At 71.4% G+C, this 15,535-nt stretch carries 16 protein-coding genes; 11 read left to right on the forward strand and 5 right to left on the reverse strand.

Annotation, left to right across the window (positions count from 1 at the left end):
* Positions 1–111: 111 nt before the first annotated feature.
* The gene (locus ACQF4J_RS03840; protein WP_427164546.1) at positions 112–2,388 is read left to right on the forward strand and encodes a catalase; all 2,277 of its coding nucleotides are present in this window, start codon (positions 112–114) and stop codon (positions 2,386–2,388) included.
* A gap of 74 nt (positions 2,389–2,462) precedes the next feature.
* On the opposite strand, the gene ACQF4J_RS03845 is transcribed toward ACQF4J_RS03840, so the two are convergent.
* A complete protein-coding gene (locus tag ACQF4J_RS03845) occupies positions 2,463–3,536 on the reverse strand; it encodes an alkene reductase (RefSeq protein ID WP_427164547.1) in 1,074 nt (357 codons plus the stop codon).
* Between the two features lie 118 nt (positions 3,537–3,654).
* On the opposite strand from ACQF4J_RS03845, the gene ACQF4J_RS03850 reads away from it, so the two are divergent.
* Positions 3,655–4,035, forward strand: coding sequence for a MerR family transcriptional regulator (locus ACQF4J_RS03850; protein WP_351575917.1), 381 nt, complete (start codon positions 3,655–3,657; stop codon positions 4,033–4,035).
* Positions 4,036–4,053: 18 nt separating this feature from the next.
* On the opposite strand, the gene ACQF4J_RS03855 is transcribed toward ACQF4J_RS03850, so the two are convergent.
* Entirely contained in the window at positions 4,054–5,247 is a 1,194-nt protein-coding gene (locus ACQF4J_RS03855; RefSeq protein ID WP_427164549.1) for a hypothetical protein, read from the reverse strand.
* Positions 5,248–5,899: 652 nt separating this feature from the next.
* The gene (locus tag ACQF4J_RS03860) at positions 5,900–6,334 is read right to left on the reverse strand and encodes a MarR family winged helix-turn-helix transcriptional regulator (RefSeq protein ID WP_427168555.1); all 435 of its coding nucleotides are present in this window, start codon (positions 6,332–6,334) and stop codon (positions 5,900–5,902) included.
* Positions 6,335–6,520: 186 nt separating this feature from the next.
* Here ACQF4J_RS03860 and ACQF4J_RS03865 point away from each other — a divergent pair, with 186 nt between their 5' ends.
* The 7 genes from ACQF4J_RS03865 to ACQF4J_RS03895 all read left to right on the forward strand — a co-directional run bounded on the left by ACQF4J_RS03865 (position 6,521) and on the right by ACQF4J_RS03895 (position 12,689).
* Entirely contained in the window at positions 6,521–7,693 is a 1,173-nt protein-coding gene (locus ACQF4J_RS03865) for a PP2C family protein-serine/threonine phosphatase (RefSeq protein WP_351801175.1), read from the forward strand.
* A 133-nt stretch (positions 7,694–7,826) separates the two neighbouring features.
* Positions 7,827–8,726: an STAS domain-containing protein gene (locus tag ACQF4J_RS03870; RefSeq protein WP_427164551.1), complete on the forward strand. Its 900-nt coding sequence runs from the start codon at positions 7,827–7,829 to the stop codon at positions 8,724–8,726.
* Positions 8,723–9,142 (forward strand): STAS domain-containing protein, encoded by a 420-nt coding sequence (locus tag ACQF4J_RS03875; protein WP_427164552.1) that lies wholly within the window; start codon positions 8,723–8,725, stop codon positions 9,140–9,142. Before ACQF4J_RS03870 ends, ACQF4J_RS03875 begins: the two co-directional genes overlap by 4 nt.
* Entirely contained in the window at positions 9,142–9,585 is a 444-nt protein-coding gene (locus ACQF4J_RS03880) for an anti-sigma regulatory factor (protein WP_351576083.1), read from the forward strand. Before ACQF4J_RS03875 ends, ACQF4J_RS03880 begins: the two co-directional genes overlap by 1 nt.
* Complete coding sequence (locus tag ACQF4J_RS03885; protein ID WP_351575899.1) at positions 9,582–10,655, forward strand: SpoIIE family protein phosphatase; 1,074 nt, start codon at positions 9,582–9,584, stop codon at positions 10,653–10,655. Before ACQF4J_RS03880 ends, ACQF4J_RS03885 begins: the two co-directional genes overlap by 4 nt.
* Positions 10,652–11,527: a hypothetical protein gene (locus tag ACQF4J_RS03890; RefSeq protein WP_351575896.1), complete on the forward strand. Its 876-nt coding sequence runs from the start codon at positions 10,652–10,654 to the stop codon at positions 11,525–11,527. The genes ACQF4J_RS03885 and ACQF4J_RS03890 overlap by 4 nt, the downstream gene beginning before the upstream one ends.
* Positions 11,505–12,689 carry a PP2C family protein-serine/threonine phosphatase gene (locus tag ACQF4J_RS03895; RefSeq protein ID WP_351575893.1) on the forward strand — a complete coding sequence of 395 codons (1,185 nt, stop codon included), beginning with the start codon at positions 11,505–11,507 and terminating at the stop codon, positions 12,687–12,689. Before ACQF4J_RS03890 ends, ACQF4J_RS03895 begins: the two co-directional genes overlap by 23 nt.
* 10 nt (positions 12,690–12,699) lie before the next feature.
* Here ACQF4J_RS03895 and ACQF4J_RS03900 read toward each other — a convergent pair whose 3' ends face one another.
* Positions 12,700–13,203 (reverse strand): MarR family winged helix-turn-helix transcriptional regulator, encoded by a 504-nt coding sequence (locus ACQF4J_RS03900; RefSeq protein WP_351801183.1) that lies wholly within the window; start codon positions 13,201–13,203, stop codon positions 12,700–12,702.
* 187 nt (positions 13,204–13,390) lie between these two features.
* Between ACQF4J_RS03900 and ACQF4J_RS03905 the strand changes: the two genes are divergently transcribed.
* Both ACQF4J_RS03905 and ACQF4J_RS03910 read left to right on the forward strand, forming a co-directional pair.
* On the forward strand, positions 13,391–13,846 hold the full coding sequence (locus ACQF4J_RS03905; RefSeq protein ID WP_427164554.1) for an ATP-binding cassette domain-containing protein: 456 nt from the start codon (positions 13,391–13,393) through the stop codon (positions 13,844–13,846).
* The gene (locus tag ACQF4J_RS03910; protein ID WP_427164555.1) at positions 13,846–13,989 is read left to right on the forward strand and encodes a hypothetical protein; all 144 of its coding nucleotides are present in this window, start codon (positions 13,846–13,848) and stop codon (positions 13,987–13,989) included. The genes ACQF4J_RS03905 and ACQF4J_RS03910 overlap by 1 nt, the downstream gene beginning before the upstream one ends.
* A gap of 76 nt (positions 13,990–14,065) precedes the next feature.
* On the opposite strand, the gene pntB is transcribed toward ACQF4J_RS03910, so the two are convergent.
* Positions 14,066–15,532: a Re/Si-specific NAD(P)(+) transhydrogenase subunit beta gene (pntB, locus tag ACQF4J_RS03915; protein WP_351575887.1), complete on the reverse strand. Its 1,467-nt coding sequence runs from the start codon at positions 15,530–15,532 to the stop codon at positions 14,066–14,068.
* Between the last annotated feature and the right edge of the window lie 3 nt (positions 15,533–15,535).

Below are 15,535 nucleotides of genomic sequence, written 5' to 3' on the forward strand. Positions count from 1 at the left end.
GATTCGGGCATGTTTCGCCCATCGAGGCGCACCCGCCAGTCCTGAGTGATCCCCCCACATGCGCGGCCACGGTGACCGTGGCCGGTGATGAGCAGAGGAATCGGTACATCGATGAGTCAGCCCAACCCCCTCAAGCGGGCAGCAGAGAAGGTCACCGAAGCCGTCCAGGGCGGCGACAGCGGACCGGAGGACGGGATCCCCGGGAAGCCGGGTCCGCAGTCCCCGTCGGTCGCCGAGCCCACCGAACCCCGGGAGCCGCTGCCGCCGAAGCCGGACCAGAGCGGCCCGGAGACCATGTCCCCGACGGGACAGCCGACCGGTGACGCCCAGGCGCGCGTGGCCCAGTCCGGGGCCTATCTGACCGACGCCCAGGGCACCCGGCGGTACGACACCGACCACTCCCTCAAGGCCGGGCCGCGCGGGCCGGTCCTGCTGCAGGACCACCACCTGCGCGAGAAGGTCATGCACTTCGACCACGAGCGCATCCCGGAGCGCGTGGTCCACGCACGCGGCGCCGCGGCGCACGGCATCTTCCGCAGTTACGGCACCGCGGCCTCCGTGACGAAGGCGGCGTTCCTGGCCAAGGACGTGGAGACGCCGGTCTTCGTACGGTTCTCCACGGTGCTGGGGTCCCGCGGTTCGGCCGACACGGTGCGGGACACGCGGGGTTTCGCGACCAAGTTCTACACCGACGAGGGCGTCTTCGACCTGGTCGGCAACAACATGCCCGTCTTCTTCATCCAGGACGCGATCAAGTTCCCAGACGTCATCCACGCGGGCAAGCCGCACCCGGACCGGGAGATCCCGCAGGCCCAGAGCGCGCACGACACCTTCTGGGACTTCGTCACCCTGCACACCGAGGCCGCCCACCACACTCTGTGGAACATGTCCGACCGGGGCATCCCGCGCTCGTACCGCATGATGGAGGGCTTCGGCGTCCACACCTTCCGTCTGGTGGCCCCCGACGGCGCCACCACGCTGGTGAAGTTCCACTGGAAGCCGAAGCTGGGCGTGCACTCCCTGGTCTGGGAGGAGGCGCAGATCGCGGGCGGCGTCGACCCTGACTTCCACCGCCGCGACCTCGCCGACGCCATCGAGGCCGGCGCCCACCCCGAGTGGGAACTGGGCATCCAGACCTTCCCCGACACCCCTGAGCAGACCTTCGAGGGCATCGACCTGCTGGACCCGACGAACCTCGTGCCCGAGGAGCTCGCCCCCGTGCAGCCGATCGGGCTGCTGACGCTCAACCGCAACCCGTCGAACTACTTCGCCGAGACCGAGCAGGTCGCCTTCCACGTCGGCCACCTCGTCCCGGGCATCGACATCACCGACGACCCGCTGCTCGCCGGGCGGCTGTTCTCCTACCTGGACACCCAGATCACCCGTCTGGGCGGCCCCAACTTCCCGCAGCTGCCCATCAACCGGCCGCACTCCCCCGTCAACGACATGCTGCGCGACGGCATGCACCAAACGGCCGTGCACCGGGGCGTGGCACCGTACCGTCCCAACTCCCTCGACGGCGGCTGCCCGTTCACGGCGGGCGCGGACGCGGGTGCGTTCGTGGAGGCCCCCGTGCGCGTGCCGGAGGCGACGAAGGTGCGTGAGGCCCCCGAGTCGTTCGCCGACCACTTCAGCCAGCCCCGCCGGTTCTGGCTGAGCATGAGCCCGGTGGAGCGCGAGCACATCGTCGCGGCCTACACCTTCGAGCTCAACAAGTGCTACGAGCAGGCCGTCAAGGAGCGTGCGCTGCAGGTCCTGGCCAACATCGACCCCGAGCTGTGCGCGGGCGTCGCGGAGGGCCTCGGCCTGCCGGCGCCGAAGCCGAGCGTGCCGCTGGTGGAGGTCGAGCCGAGCCCGGCGCTCTCCCAGGTGGGCCACACCTGGCCGGCGGACGGCCGTGTCGTCGGCATCGTCGCCGGTCCGGACGGGGATCTGGACGCCGTACAGGCCGTACGGGAGGCGATCCTCGGCGCGGGCATGGTCCCTCTGGTCGTCGCGCCCAAGGGCGGCATCCTGGGCTCGGGAGACGCGGCGGTGACGGTCCAGCGGACGTACGCCACCGCGCGGTCCGTCGAGTTCGACGCCCTGCTGGTGGCCGGGCCGCCCGGGGTCGGCGGCGACGCGTTCGGCGCCCGTGACGTGAAGGCCCGGCCCTCGGGCGCGGCTGTCGCCGCGGCCGATCCCCGGGTCGGTCTGCTGCTGTCGGAGGCGTTCCGGCACGGCAAGGCGATCGGCGCCTGGGCCGGCGGCGAGAACGCCCTCCACGCGTCCGGGGTACCCGGTGACGCGCCGGGCGTCGTGGTCACCGAAAGCGGGACGGCCGCGCTGGAGCGGGTGCGGGAGCTGATGGGCTCCCACCGCGTGTGGGAACGCTTCACCGCGGCCTGACCGGTGTCCACCGGGGCCGGGCGGGGCGATCTTCCCGCGACCGCCCGCCCCGGTGGTCCCCACACTCTGTGGGCTCAGGCCGTGTGCTGGTACGAGGGGTGTGTCAGGTATCCCGCGTCGCCGCCCTGGTAGTACGTGGCTTCGTCGACCGGTGCGATCGGCACGCCGGTGCGCAGGCGCTCGACCAGGTCGGGGTTGGCGATGAACGCCCGACCGAAGCTGATGAGTTCGGCGCCCAGCTCCAGCCAGCGGTCGGCGTCGGTACGGCCGGTCTGCTTGGGGCCCATCGGAAGCACCGGGTTGACGATGAGGGTGCCCGGCCAGGCGCGGCGCAGGTCGAGCAGTACGTCGTCGTCCGCGGTCGCCTCCAGGTGGACGTACGCCACGTCCAGCCGGGCGAGCTCGGTCAGCAGCGCGGTGTAGAGCTCGGGGACGTCGCTTTCCTCGACCCCCCAGAACGTCCCGCCCGGCGAGAGCCGGATGCCGGTCCGGGCCCCGCCGATGGCATCGACGGTGGCGGACACGGCCTCGACGGCGAACCGGATCCGGTTGGTGACCGAGCCGCCGTAGCGGTCCGTGCGCAGGTTGGCGTTGGAGGAGAGGAACTGCGAGATCAAGTAGCCGTTGGCGCCGTGCAGTTCCACGCCGTCGAAGCCCGCGTCGACCGCGCGCACGGCCGCCTCGGCGAACGACCGGGCCTGCTCGGGCACTTCGGAGCTGTCCAGCGCACGGGGCACCGGTGCGGGCCGCGGGCCGGCCGGGGTGAACACGTCACCGACCGCGGCGACGGCCGAGGGTGCGACCGGCCGCGAGCCGGTCGTGTCCGGGTGCGAGACGCGGCCGGCGTGCATGAGCTGCGCGAAGATCCGCCCGCCGTTGGTGTGCACGGCGGCGGTCACCGGGCGCCAGGCGGCGACCTGTTCGTCGGTGTGCAGTCCCGGCGTGCCCGGACTCGACTGCCCGAGCAGACTCGGCTGCACGCCCTCGCTCACGATCAGCCCGGCGGTCGCCCGCTGGGCGTAGTACGTCGCCATCGACGCCGTGGCCAGCCCGTCGGCGGCGGCGCGCACTCGTGTCATCGGGGCCATCACCACCCGGTTGGGCAGTGTCAGGTTTCCGAACCGGTAACTGTCGAAAAGGGTCGTCACTTCATGACTCCATCAAGGTCCGCCGCGCCCGGATCTCGGGCACGGCGGTTACGCTAAAACCTCACATGGATGTCAGAGGCAAGGCTTTGTGGCTCAGGTCACAACCCGGAGGTCGACCATGCGCATCGGCGAACTCGCGTCACGGACGGGAGTAAGCGTCAGGTCCCTGCGCTACTACGAGGAGCAGGGGCTGCTCAACAGCTCGCGCAGTGTCAGCGGCCAGCGGCACTACACCGAGGAGGAGGTCGACAGGGTCGCCTTCATCCAACGGCTGTACGCCGCGGGCCTGTCCAGCCGCACCATCGCCGAACTGCTGCCGTGCGTAGACCTGCCCAGCGAGGAGCACTCCGACGCCGCGCTGGAGCGGATGGCACAGGAACGCGACCGGCTCTCCGAGCACATCACCGATCTCGTCCGCACCCGGGACGCGCTCGACGAGTTGATGGCCAAGGCCCGGCAGCACCGTGAAACCCTGCGGACGGCCGCCATGGCCGAGTAACCATCCCCGCACGCCGTCCTATTCGGCCGCGTGCGGTACCCAGACGGCGGCGTGGAACGGGCCGTTGGCCGTGACCGGGTCGGCCGGCGGCAGGGCCGCGCTGCCCGCGACGACGCCGTGACCGTTGACCTGTGCCGCGGCGGAGTTGAGGCCGCCGAGGGAGGGCAGGTAGGTGAAGTCGCCGTTGTCGACACGGGCGACGAAGGCGAACGAGTTGGGGGCGAAGTTGTCGCCGACGACGACGTCGCGGACGATCTGCCGGACCTCGGTGACACCTCGCCCGGACCCGATCATGTGGATCTCGTGTGTCTTGAGGTCGTACGAGCTGGAGAGCAGGCTGTCGCCGCCGACCACGGTGTCTCCGCTGATCAGCTGCGCGATGAGGAATCGCGGCCCCAGGTCCGTGCGGGTACCGGTGCGCAGGTCGTAGGCGTAACCGGACAGAGCGTTCGCGGCCGTTCGGGACTGACCGACCACGGTTGAACCGCTGATGTCGTTGGCCGTGCTGGAACTTCCGCCGAGGGTGCCGAGATCGGTCATCGTCCCGGTGCGCAGGCTGTACGCGAACCCGTGCGTCGTGGAGCCGGGACCGTCCGGCACGGAGGAACTGCCCACCACGATCGCGCCGTCGACGGCCGCCGCACTGCTGTGGCCCGACGGGCCGGCGAGGCTGCCGAGATCGGTCATGGTCCGGGTGCGCAGGCTGTAGGCGAACGCGTGACTGACCGCGTCGCCGGGCAGCGACGACGTCCCCACCACGGTGTCGCCTTCGAGTCCCGTGATGCGGCTGCCGCTCCCGCCGAGGGTGCCGATGTCGACCATGCGCCGGGTCCGGAGGTCGTAGACGAATCCATGATCCGGACCGTCCGCCGAGAGGTCCGACTGGCCGACGACGTAGTGCCTCTCCACGCCGGTCGCCCGGCTGGCCTCCCCCAACGTGCCGAGATCGGTCATGGCGTGCTTGAGCAGGTCGTACGCGAAGGCGTGCTCCGCGGCATCGCCGCTGGTCAGCGAGCTCCCGACGACCGTCTTGCCGTCGATCGCGGTCGCCTTGCTGCGGGTGCCGCCCAGCGTGCCGAGATCGCGCACGCTGTACTGCACGGACCCCACCACCGGCTCGGCCGACGCCGAACCGACCCCGTACGCCGGACCGGCTCCGACGGCGAGCAGCCCCACCCCCACCAGAGCCCACCCACGAAAACGTCTGCGCATGATTCCCCCCTGAACCGATCAGCGACCAGCGCCGCACGCCTCGGCGGCGCGGTGCATCCCCCCGGACACGAATGCACGGCCTTCACTTGTACAACAGTCCCGAACAACCAAACAGCGCACGTTCGGCCACAAATGGGACGCGGGGCCGGGCCGAAGCAGAGCACCCAACATTCCCTGAAATTGGTTGGGTTAGGGCCGCCGATGCGGGGCAAGCGCGTGATGAGAGGTTGCGGCACCCCCCCGCCGCAGAACCTCGCGCGGCGGTTCTTGCGGTACACGGCACGAGAGGCTCCCCCACCTCGACTCCTCCGCAAGGGCCGCCGCCCTTTTGGCAGCCGGGTCCGAAGCGATCGGCGCGTCGCGCGCTCTTCCCCGGTGACTGTCAGTCATGCGCGGTGGGGCATTCGAGAGACAAACCGCACATCCCCCGCAGAAATCCGCCACCGCGGGGTAACCGATAGCGAGTAGGGACCGCGAGACCGACTGTTGCTGTTTGACAATAATGGTCGTGAGGCAACAAAGTGACCGTGGCGGAAGTACGCGGGGAAGGACCTGGAATGCTCCGGTGGACGGAGACCACTCCGTGTGCTGGTCACCCTTGTCGCAAGGTGAGGAAGACACCTAGGGCGCGAGTAGTGGCTCAGGCGATCGCTCAGGCGGTCTGGCTGCGGGGATCGGACGCGTCCTCGTGTATCTGCGCCGCCGCGGCATCGCAGAAGGCCTCCAGCCCTTCCAGCAGTGCGATCCGTTTGGCGGTGGGCATATCCGCCAGGACCGACCGCAGCTCCCTCTCCCTGCGGGCACGCAGGTCGGCGAGGAACGCGCGCCCCCGACTGCTGAGGTGCAGCCGCACCTCACGCCGGTCCTCCGCGCTCACCACGCGCTCGACGAGCCCGGCGGCCACGAGCCGGTCGCACAAGCGGCTGGTGGACGGCGGTGTCGAGGCGAGGGACGCGGCGAGCGAGCGCAGGTTGATGCCGTCATGGTGCTCAAGGATGTGCAGGACGCGCAGCTGGGACGCGGAGGTGGGTGCGGTCGAGGCCCGGCCCCACACCACTTCCAGCAACTCGGCGGCCGTGGTGGTCACACGCGCGACCTCATCGGGCTCGGTGCGGCGGCGGAAGGCAGTCACGATCACACTCTCGCAGGCACTGGGGTGCGTGCCAGCGTACTAGGCCCGACCCGCGGGCCACAGCTCACCAGGGCGATCGACCCGGCTCCTCCGGGAGCGACGCGCCGCGACGCCCGGGGAAAGATAGGTGCATTTTCCATCATGAAGAGATTCGTAGCCGTTGAGCGCGCCCTGCGCACAGCGGCTCCCCACGCACTGCTGGACGCCGTCCGCTCCGTACTGATCGAGCAGTACGGAGCCCAGGACGTCGAGCTTTTCATGGCCGACTACAGCCTGACCGTGCTGCAGCCGGTGTCCGTGCTGCCGCACACGCTGGAACCGGTGTCCGTGCACAGCAGCCCGGCCGGCCGGGCCTTCGGCGCGCAGACGCCGTCCCGCGAGCAGCTGCGCGACGGGCGGGTGCGCCTGCACCTGCCGGTCAGCGTCCGCGGCGACCGGCTCGGCGTGCTGTCGGTGAACTTGCCCGTGAGCGACGCGACACCCGAGTGGGAGGCAGAGCTCGCCGAGGTCGCCAACGTACTGGGCTACCAGGTGATCGTCGCCGAGCGCGACACCGACGTGTACCTCCAGGCAAGGCGCAAGGACCGGCTGACGCTGGCCGCCGAGATGCAGTGGCAGCTCCTGCCCGGCCGTTCCTGCTCACGGCCCGAGTACGACCTCGGCGCCCAGCTGGAGCCCGCCTACGCGATCTTCGGCGACAATTTCGACTGGTCCAGCACCGTCGACCATCTGATGCTGTACGTCACCAACGGGATGGGAGAAGGCATAGAGGCGTCTTTGCTGACGAACCTCGCCATCAACGCTCTGCGCAACGCCCGGCGGGCCGGCCTCTCTCTCGCCGACCAGGCGGCCCTGGCCGACCAGGCCGTCTACGCCCACTACCAGGGGCGCTGCTACCTGTCCGTTTTGATGTTCGACTTCGATCTGGCCAGTGGCCGCGCGCGTGTCGTGGACGCGGGCTCCCCTCAGCTGCTGAGACTGCGCGCCGGCACGGTGGAACGCGTCACCTTCGACGCGCAGCTGCCCCTGGGCATGTTCGAAGAGACCGACTACGTGGAGCAGGAGTTCGACGTCGAGCCCGGCGACCGGCTCGTGTTCGTCAGCGACGGTGTCCACGCCGTCGCCGACCCCAACGGCGAGGCCTACGGAGAGGCCGCCCTGTCGCGGGCCATCCAGGCCACGCGCCTGCTGCCCGCGGCCGAGGTGCCGCGCGCCATCCTGCGGGAGCTGACCGGTCACCGCGGGGCGGCAATGGCGAAGGACGACGCGCTGGTCGTATGCCTGGACTGGCGCGGCCGGACACCGCAAGGGTGACCGGCGAGCCCGCCGACGGACGGCGAGCAGTGGTTGGTCCACGACATCCCCTCGCGCTAATGTTTGCCATGCGGCAATAATTGCCTGATGGCCTGCCGACCGGCGGGCCGCAGCGCCCGGCAGCAGGGAGACGATGCAGGTGGCGGAGCACGACACGGCCCCCGAGGCGGCCAAGGAGCTGGGCGCCTTCCTGGAACGGCGCCGTGAACAGATCGCCCAGCGGTGGGCGGATGCCGCCCTGTTCCGCACGGTCTTCACCGTCTCCCGGGACGAGGCGGTCGAAGCGTGCAAGGCCGTGGTGGACGCGCTGGCCGACGTGGCCCGTTCCGGACGGCTGGAGGACGGCGCGGCTCCCGGCTTCGACGCCGTGCGTGACCAGCTGGGCCGGATGTCCGCCTCCCGCGCACAGGCCGGATTCGGCTCGGTGCACATCGACGGCGAGGTCGTCGGACTGCGCGAGCCGGTGACCGCCATGCTGCGCGCCGAGTGCGCGGACCCCGCGGACCCGGACCTCCACGCCCGCACGCTCGCCCTGACGATCCTGATGGGCACGCTCCGCCTGGTGGTGCTGGACACGACCATGCACGCGGGCCAGGAGCTGATCTCCCGCCAGCGCCAGCAGCTGATGGAGGTGGCGACGCCGGTCATCAAACTGTGGAAGGGCATCGTCGCCGTTCCCCTGATCGGCACCCTGGACAGCGCCCGCAGCCAGGTCGTGATGGAGAGCCTGCTGGAAGCGATCGTCGAGCAGCGGGCCGCCTACGCCATCCTCGACATCACCGGCGTGCCCACGGTGGACTCGCTCGTGGCCCAGCACCTGATGAAGACGGTCGCCGCGGCGCGGCTGATGGGCGCGGAGTGCATCGTCTCCGGCATCCGCCCCGCCATCGCGCAGACCATCGTCCACCTCGGGATCGACCTCGGTTCCATCCTGACGCGGGCCACGCTCGCCGACGCCCTGGCCCACGCCCTCGGCGACCAGGACATCGTCGTCCCCGCACGACCCGTCGCCGTAGGAGCGAGTCCGCGGTGACCGGCTTCTCCGCCGCCCGGTCGGCGCCGGTGCCCGTACTGGCGCTGGGAGACATCCTGCTGGTCACCCTTCAGGGAGACCTGCACGACGGAGCGGCCGAGCAGCTCCAGCACGACATCACGCACCGCATCGCCGCCGGCCCCGCGCGGGTGGGCGGCGTCGTGATCGACATCTCCGGTGTGGAGATCGTCGACTCCTTCCTCGGTCGCGTCCTGGCCGAGATCGCCGCGAACGCGCGCCTGCTGGCCGCACGGACCGTCCTGGCCGGCATGCGCCCGGCCGTGGCCATCACCCTGGTCGAGCTGGGCCTGACCCTTCCCGGTCTGGTCACGGCCCTGAACGTCGAGGACGCCCTCGCCCTGCTGGGCCGCACGCCCTCCGCCGCCCCGCCCCCTCACCCGGAAGAGGGTGCGTGATGCATGCCCGAACCGCCTCGACCTCCCGCCTGCCCATCACCTCGGACGCGGACCTGGCCTGGATCCGCCAGCACGTCCGCCAGGCCGCTGCCGAGGCCGGTTTCAACCTCGTCCAGCAGACGAAGCTGGTGACCGCGACCAGTGAACTGGCCCGCAACACGCTCGTCCACGGCGGCGGCGGCCACATGGAGTCCACGCCGCTCAGAGAAGGTGTGGCCCGCGGACTGCGCCTGTCGTTCGTCGACAGCGGCCCCGGCATCCGGGACCCGGAGCTGGCCATGACCGACGGCTACAGCACCGGCGGCGGCCTCGGCATGGGCCTGAGCGGCGCCAAGCGACTCGTGCAGGAGTTCACCCTCGAAAGCCGACCCGGGCAGGGCACGACCGTCACCATCACCGACTGGGTCTCGGGCGTGCCCGCCCCCCGGACGGGTGCGTCATGACCAGGGTGTGGGACATCCCGGTCCAGGACAGCACCAGGGTCCGGGACGTACGCGTCGCCGTCGAGGCCGCCTGCGCCCACGCGGGACTGGATCCGCACGCCATCGCGGTCGCCGCCCTGGTGGCCACCGAACTGGCGAGCAACCTCGTCAAGCACGCCGTCGGCGGCCGCATCGTCATCAACCTGACCGGGCCCTCGGACACCCTCGCGCCCGACGTGGCCGGTGTGCAGATCACCTCACTCGATCACGGGCCGGGCATCGGGAACGTTGCGGCCGCGCTGCGCGACGGTCACACCACCGCCTCGTCCTCGCTCGGCGCGGGGCTGGGCACCTGTCTGCGCATCGCCCACGCCTTCGACCTGCACAGCCGCCCGGGGCAGGGCACCGTCGCGGTGGCGCGGATCGGCCGGGCGCGGGTGCCGGGCAGTGCCCACGCCGAGCCGCACCGTCTCCGTACGGGCGTCCGGGCCGGAGGGATCACGACTGCCCTGGCCCATGCCGAGCACTCCGGTGACGCCTTCAGCCGGGTGCGTTCCGGCCCGCGCGTCACGCTGATGCTCTCCGACGGACTCGGTCACGGGGACAAGGCCGCCGAGGCGTCCGCGGCCGCGATCGAGGGCCTGCACCGCTGCGCCGACCGGCCCCCCGCGGAGATCCTGCGGCACCTGCACACCGCGCTGCGCGACACCCGGGGCGCGGCCGTCGGCGTCGCACAACTCGACGAGGAGACCGGCCGGTTGTCGTTCGCCGGCGTCGGCAACATCGGCGCCCGGCTGCGCACGGACTCCACCTGGCAGCCCCTGCTCTCCCACCCGGGCATCGTCGGAGCCCACTTCCCCGCCAACGTGCCCGTGCACGAGAGCGCCTGGCGGCCGGACGGCCTGCTCGTCCTGCACAGCGACGGACTGCCCAGCCGCTGGGTGCCCCCGAGTGAGCCCCGGCTGGGCGACCACGACCCGGCCGTGGTGGCCGCGGTCGTCCTCAGGGACGCCGGGAGCGCCGCCCGCCCCCTGCGCGACGACGCCAGCGTGGCCGTACTCGCTCCGCCACCGCCGGACGGACGTCCATGACGCAGGCCACGGACGTCTGGAAGATCACGACGACCGCCGACGCCGCCCGGGCCCGCGCGGCCGTCGACCGCATCGCCATCGCCGGCGGAGCACCGGCACTGCAGCGGGCCCGGTTCCTCACCGCGCTGACGGCACGGCCGCGCCACTGCCTCGGCCAGGGTGGACAGTGGCGACTCCCGCTCCACGTCGAGCAAGGCACCGGCGGAAGGGGCGGGTGCCTGAACGCGTCGTTGACTCCGGCCGGCGCCTGCGCGCCGGAACCGGCCGAAGACCCGGTCCTCACCTGCCCGTTGCCTCATCCGCCCGCCCGCGCCGGCCGCCGTGCCGCCCCGCCGTTGGCGGAGGCGTTGCTCCGCGCGGATCAGGACACGGCGGCCGTCCTGAGCCTCCTCGACGCGCAGGAAGCCCTCCTCCGTCTGCACGGGGACGAACCGCACCAGACCAAACAGGGCGTCCTGGCACTGCACTGCGACCTGGAGGCCGCGGCGCACACCCAGCGCGAGCTGCTCGAGGCCGAGCAGAGCGCACGCGCCGAGGCGGAGCTGTACACCGACGGCCTGGTCGAGCGCCGGGGCGAGGGCATCGATGCCGGGATCGGACGTCTCCGTCAGGCCCTGGAGGCGGTGAGCGCATCCGAACTGGAACAGGACCCGGACGCCGCGGCGGACACCGTGCTCAAGCCTCTTCTGCACGACTCCGAACGCGTCGACGACGTATGCCCGCTGCTGTGCCACACCGTGAAGCCCCCCGCGCCGAGCAGGCACGCGCAGGCGGACCGATCCCCCGTCCATCACGAACCCCCTGGGAACCGGCCCTCTCGCGGTAGCGTGGGGAGCACCAGGCGAGAGAGTGAATGCCGTGAACGCATCTGAACCGCTGCCGTCGGCAGAAGCCCTGCTGCGGACCGCCCCGCCCCACGCGCTGGTCGCCACCGCCCGCCGTCTGCTCGCCGAGCGGATGGGCGCCCAGGAGGTCACCCTGCTGCTGGCCGACTACGGACTGACCGTTCTGCAGCCGGTCACCCACCTGCCGCACACCGACATGCCCGTTCCGTGTGACGAGGGACCGGCCGGCAGCGCCTTCGTCACGCAGAAACCGGTCGTCGAAGTCCTGGACGAGCCCTCCGGCCATCTGGTGCATCTGCCCATCACCGTGCGCGGCGACCGTCTGGGCATCCTCTCCGTACGGCTGCCCGCGCGGACCGTCGCCCCGGACACCGTGCTCCAGCTCGGCGACTTCGCCACGGCACTGGGCCACGAGGTCACCACCGCCGGCCGCGACACCGACCTCTACCTCCAGGCCCGCCGCACCCGGCGCCTCACCCTCGCCGCCGAGATGCAGTGGCAGCTCCTGCCCGGCCGGGGCTGCGCCCGCCGGGAGTACATCATCGGCGCCCACCTCGAACCCGCCTACGCCATCGGCGGCGACAACTTCGACTGGTCCACCAGCGCCGACCACCTCACCCTCACCGTCACCGACGGCATGGGCCAGGGCATAGACGCCTCCCTGCTCACCAGTCTCACGGTCAGCGCCCTGCGCAACGCCCGTCGTGCCGGCATCGGTCTCGCCGACCAGGCGGCCCTGGCCGACCAGGCCGTCTTCGCCCAGTACGGCGGCAAGGCCTACGCCTCCACGCTGTTGCTGCACTTCGATCTGGACACCGGCACCGTGCACGCCGTGGACGCAGGCTCGCCGCAGCTGTTCCGACAGCGCGGCGGCCACACCGAGCGCATCGAGCTGGACGCCCAGCTGCCGCTGGGCATGTTCGAAGAGACCCTCTACGAGGAGCAGACCTTCCACGTCGAGCCCGGCGACCGTCTCATCGCCGTCAGCAGCGGTGTGCACGGCACCCGCTCCGCGGCGGGCGACCTCTTCGGCGAGCGGGTCCTGCGCCAGGTCCTGGGCGCCACCCGCAGCGCGGAGCCGCACGAGGCGGCGCGCGCGGTCGTCGCCGGACTGATCGAGCACTACGGCAGCAGGGAGTTGCTCTCCGACGCCGCCGTGGTCTGTCTCGACTGGAACGGCCGCCGCTGAACCCCGCGCGTCACAGGAAGGTGCCGCCGGCTTCCTTGTCGACACGTTCGTGAGCGTTCCGGAACGCGCGCAGCCCTCCGCTCAGTGCCGCCCGCTCGCCGGGTGTCATGGTCGCGAGGGCCGCGGCGAGCGCCTGCGCCCTGCGCTCGGCCACCTCGCTCAGCACCTGCCGGCCGCGTCCCGTGAGGATCAGCTGCACCTCGCGCCGCTTGTGCGGATGCAGCACGCGCTCGAGCAGACCGGCCGCCTCCAGCCGGTCGCACAGGCGGCTGGCCGTCGGCAGCCCTATGTCCATGCCCTCGGCCAACGCCGTGAGATTTTGCCCCGGCTCCGCCTCCAGGATCCGCAAGGCCCGCAACTGGTGCGGCGAGAGCCTCAGGCTGGCTCCCTGAGCGGCCACCGACCACAGAAGCGCCAGACCGTCCACGGCATCGGCGATCTCCAGCGCAACAGAGCGGGGCTCAGTACCCCGTCCGTTCGTCTGGTCGTCCCCCGCGCCACTGAGACGAGTCACGCACACATCACTTTCAGTAATTTCCTGGTTATACGGATTCCGGCCTCATTCAAACGCGGTACCCGAAGAACCGTCGAACAAGCACATCCCCGGCGGTGCCACTCCACCGGACCACTCCATCCACACACGGTCTTCATACCGGGCGCCGCCTGCTCGCGAAGGGCGGCGACCTCGTGGAGCCGGCGCGGTGACCGGCCGTCGGACGACACGCGGCGAGCCGTGGTTGGGGGGAGCGCACAACCCCCGGCGGGCGGAGTTCGCACATTGTCCGACCCTTGCTCAGGCCCCAGGTGCCACGGCCGCTTCCCGGTCGGGCTCCCGACGGGCCGCGCCGCTGATCCGCGAGGCACCGGAGGAGGCCGTCGCCGCGCGTAGCCGTCAGGGGCGGTGTGGTGATCCGCGACCTGGCCTGCGCGACAACGTCACCTGCACGCTCTCCGGCGGCGAACGCCAACGCATCGCCCTGGCCCGTGCGTTGCTCGTCCGGCCGGCGCTGCTCCTGCTGGACGAGCCCGCCTCGCACCTCGACGCCATCAACGAATCGGCGCTCGCCACCGTCATGAAGGACGTCGCCCAGGAATGCGCCCTGCTGGTCATCGCCCACCGCCCGTGCACCGTGCAACACGCGGCCGGATCGTGGTGATGCGGGACGGCCGCACCGTCGCCTCCGGACGCCACGAGGAGTTGCTCACCCATGGCGTCCCCTACGGCGAACTGGCGGCGAGCCAGATGCTCCGGCCGGGCGGCGATCCCGAACAGGACTGCCGGAGACCGACGGAGGGTTGACGCGACGCCGACGGCCCGGGCGTGGGCATACCCCACACCCGGGCCGTCGCGCCTGCCGCGCCGTAGCGTGATGCCGTCAGTGGCTCGGCACCTTCGCCTGGCGGGTGGCCGGGGCCGCTTCGTGCCGGCCGTCGGTGCCGAGCGCCTGCAGGATCTCCTCGACGCTCTGCTTGGCGTCACCGAAGAGCATGCTGCTGTTCTCGCGGAAGAACAGCGGGTTCTGCACGCCCGCGTAGCCGGATGCCATGGAGCGCTTGAAGACGACGACCTGCTCGGCCTCCCAGACCCGCAGCACCGGCATGCCGGCGATCGGGCTGCTCGGGTCGTCGGTCGCGGCCGGGTTGACGGTGTCGTTGGCACCGATGACCAGCACGACCGAGGTGTCCGCGAAGTCGTCGTTGATCTCGTCCATCTCCAGGACGATGTCGTAGGGCACCTTCGCCTCGGCGAGCAGCACGTTCATGTGCCCGGGCAGCCGCCCGGCGACGGGGTGGACGCCGAAGCGGACCTCGACGCCCCGCTCGCGCAGCCGCCGAGTCAGCTCGGCGACGGGGTGCTGTGCCTGGGCGACGGCCATGCCGTAGCCGGGGGTGATGATCACCGAGCGGGCCCGGGCCAGCATCTCGGCCGCCTCCGCGGCCCGCACCTCGCGGTGCTCGCCGTGCTCCTCCTCGCCACCGGACGGTGCCTCGATACCGAAGCCGCCCGCGATGACGGAGAGGAAGGACCGGTTCATCGCCTTGCACATGATGTAGGACAGGTAGGCGCCGGAGGAGCCCACCAGTGCTCCGGTGACGATGAGCAGGTTGTTGTCCAGCAGGAAGCCGGCCGCGGCCGCCGCCCAGCCCGAGTAGCTGTTCAGCATGGAGACGACGACCGGCATGTCGCCGCCGCCGATCGAGGCGACGAGGTGCCAGCCGAGCGCCAGCGCCAGCACGGTCACCGCGATCATCAGGGGCAGGTTCGGACTGGCGGTGAACCAGGCGGTCAGCGCGACGAACGCCGCGAGGGCGCCGACGTTCAGCGCGTTCTTGCCCGGCAGCATCAGGGGACGGGACTTGATGCGCGCCGAGAGCTTCAGGAACGCCACGATCGAGCCGGTGAAGGTGACCGCGCCGATGAAGATGCCGATGAACACCTCGGCGTGGTGGATGCCCAGCAGGTCGGCGCCGATCTCCGTCTGCGCCGATCCGTGGGACTCCACCTCCAGGTAGCTGTTCCAGCCCACCAGCACCGCGGCGAGGCCGACGAAGCTGTGCAGGACGGCGATCAGTTCGGGCATCTGCGTCATCTCGACGCGGCGGGCCCGCCACAGGCCCATCGCCGCGCCGAGCGCCATCGCCAGCACGATCAGCGCTACCGCGCCGGCGCTGATGCTCTGCGCCGCCACGATCACGGTGGCGACCAGGGCGAGGGCCATGCCGGCGATGCCGTAGACGACGCCGGCCCGGGAGGTGCGGTGCTGGGAGAGGCCGGCCAGGCTCAGGATGAACAGCAGGGCGGCGACCAGGTCGGCCGCGTGAGAGGCCGTCAGGGAGGTCATCTC

Origin of the sequence: Streptomyces sp. C1-1 (genome assembly GCF_050214755.1) — a bacterium.
In the GTDB taxonomy this organism is placed as follows: domain Bacteria; phylum Actinomycetota; class Actinomycetes; order Streptomycetales; family Streptomycetaceae; genus Streptomyces.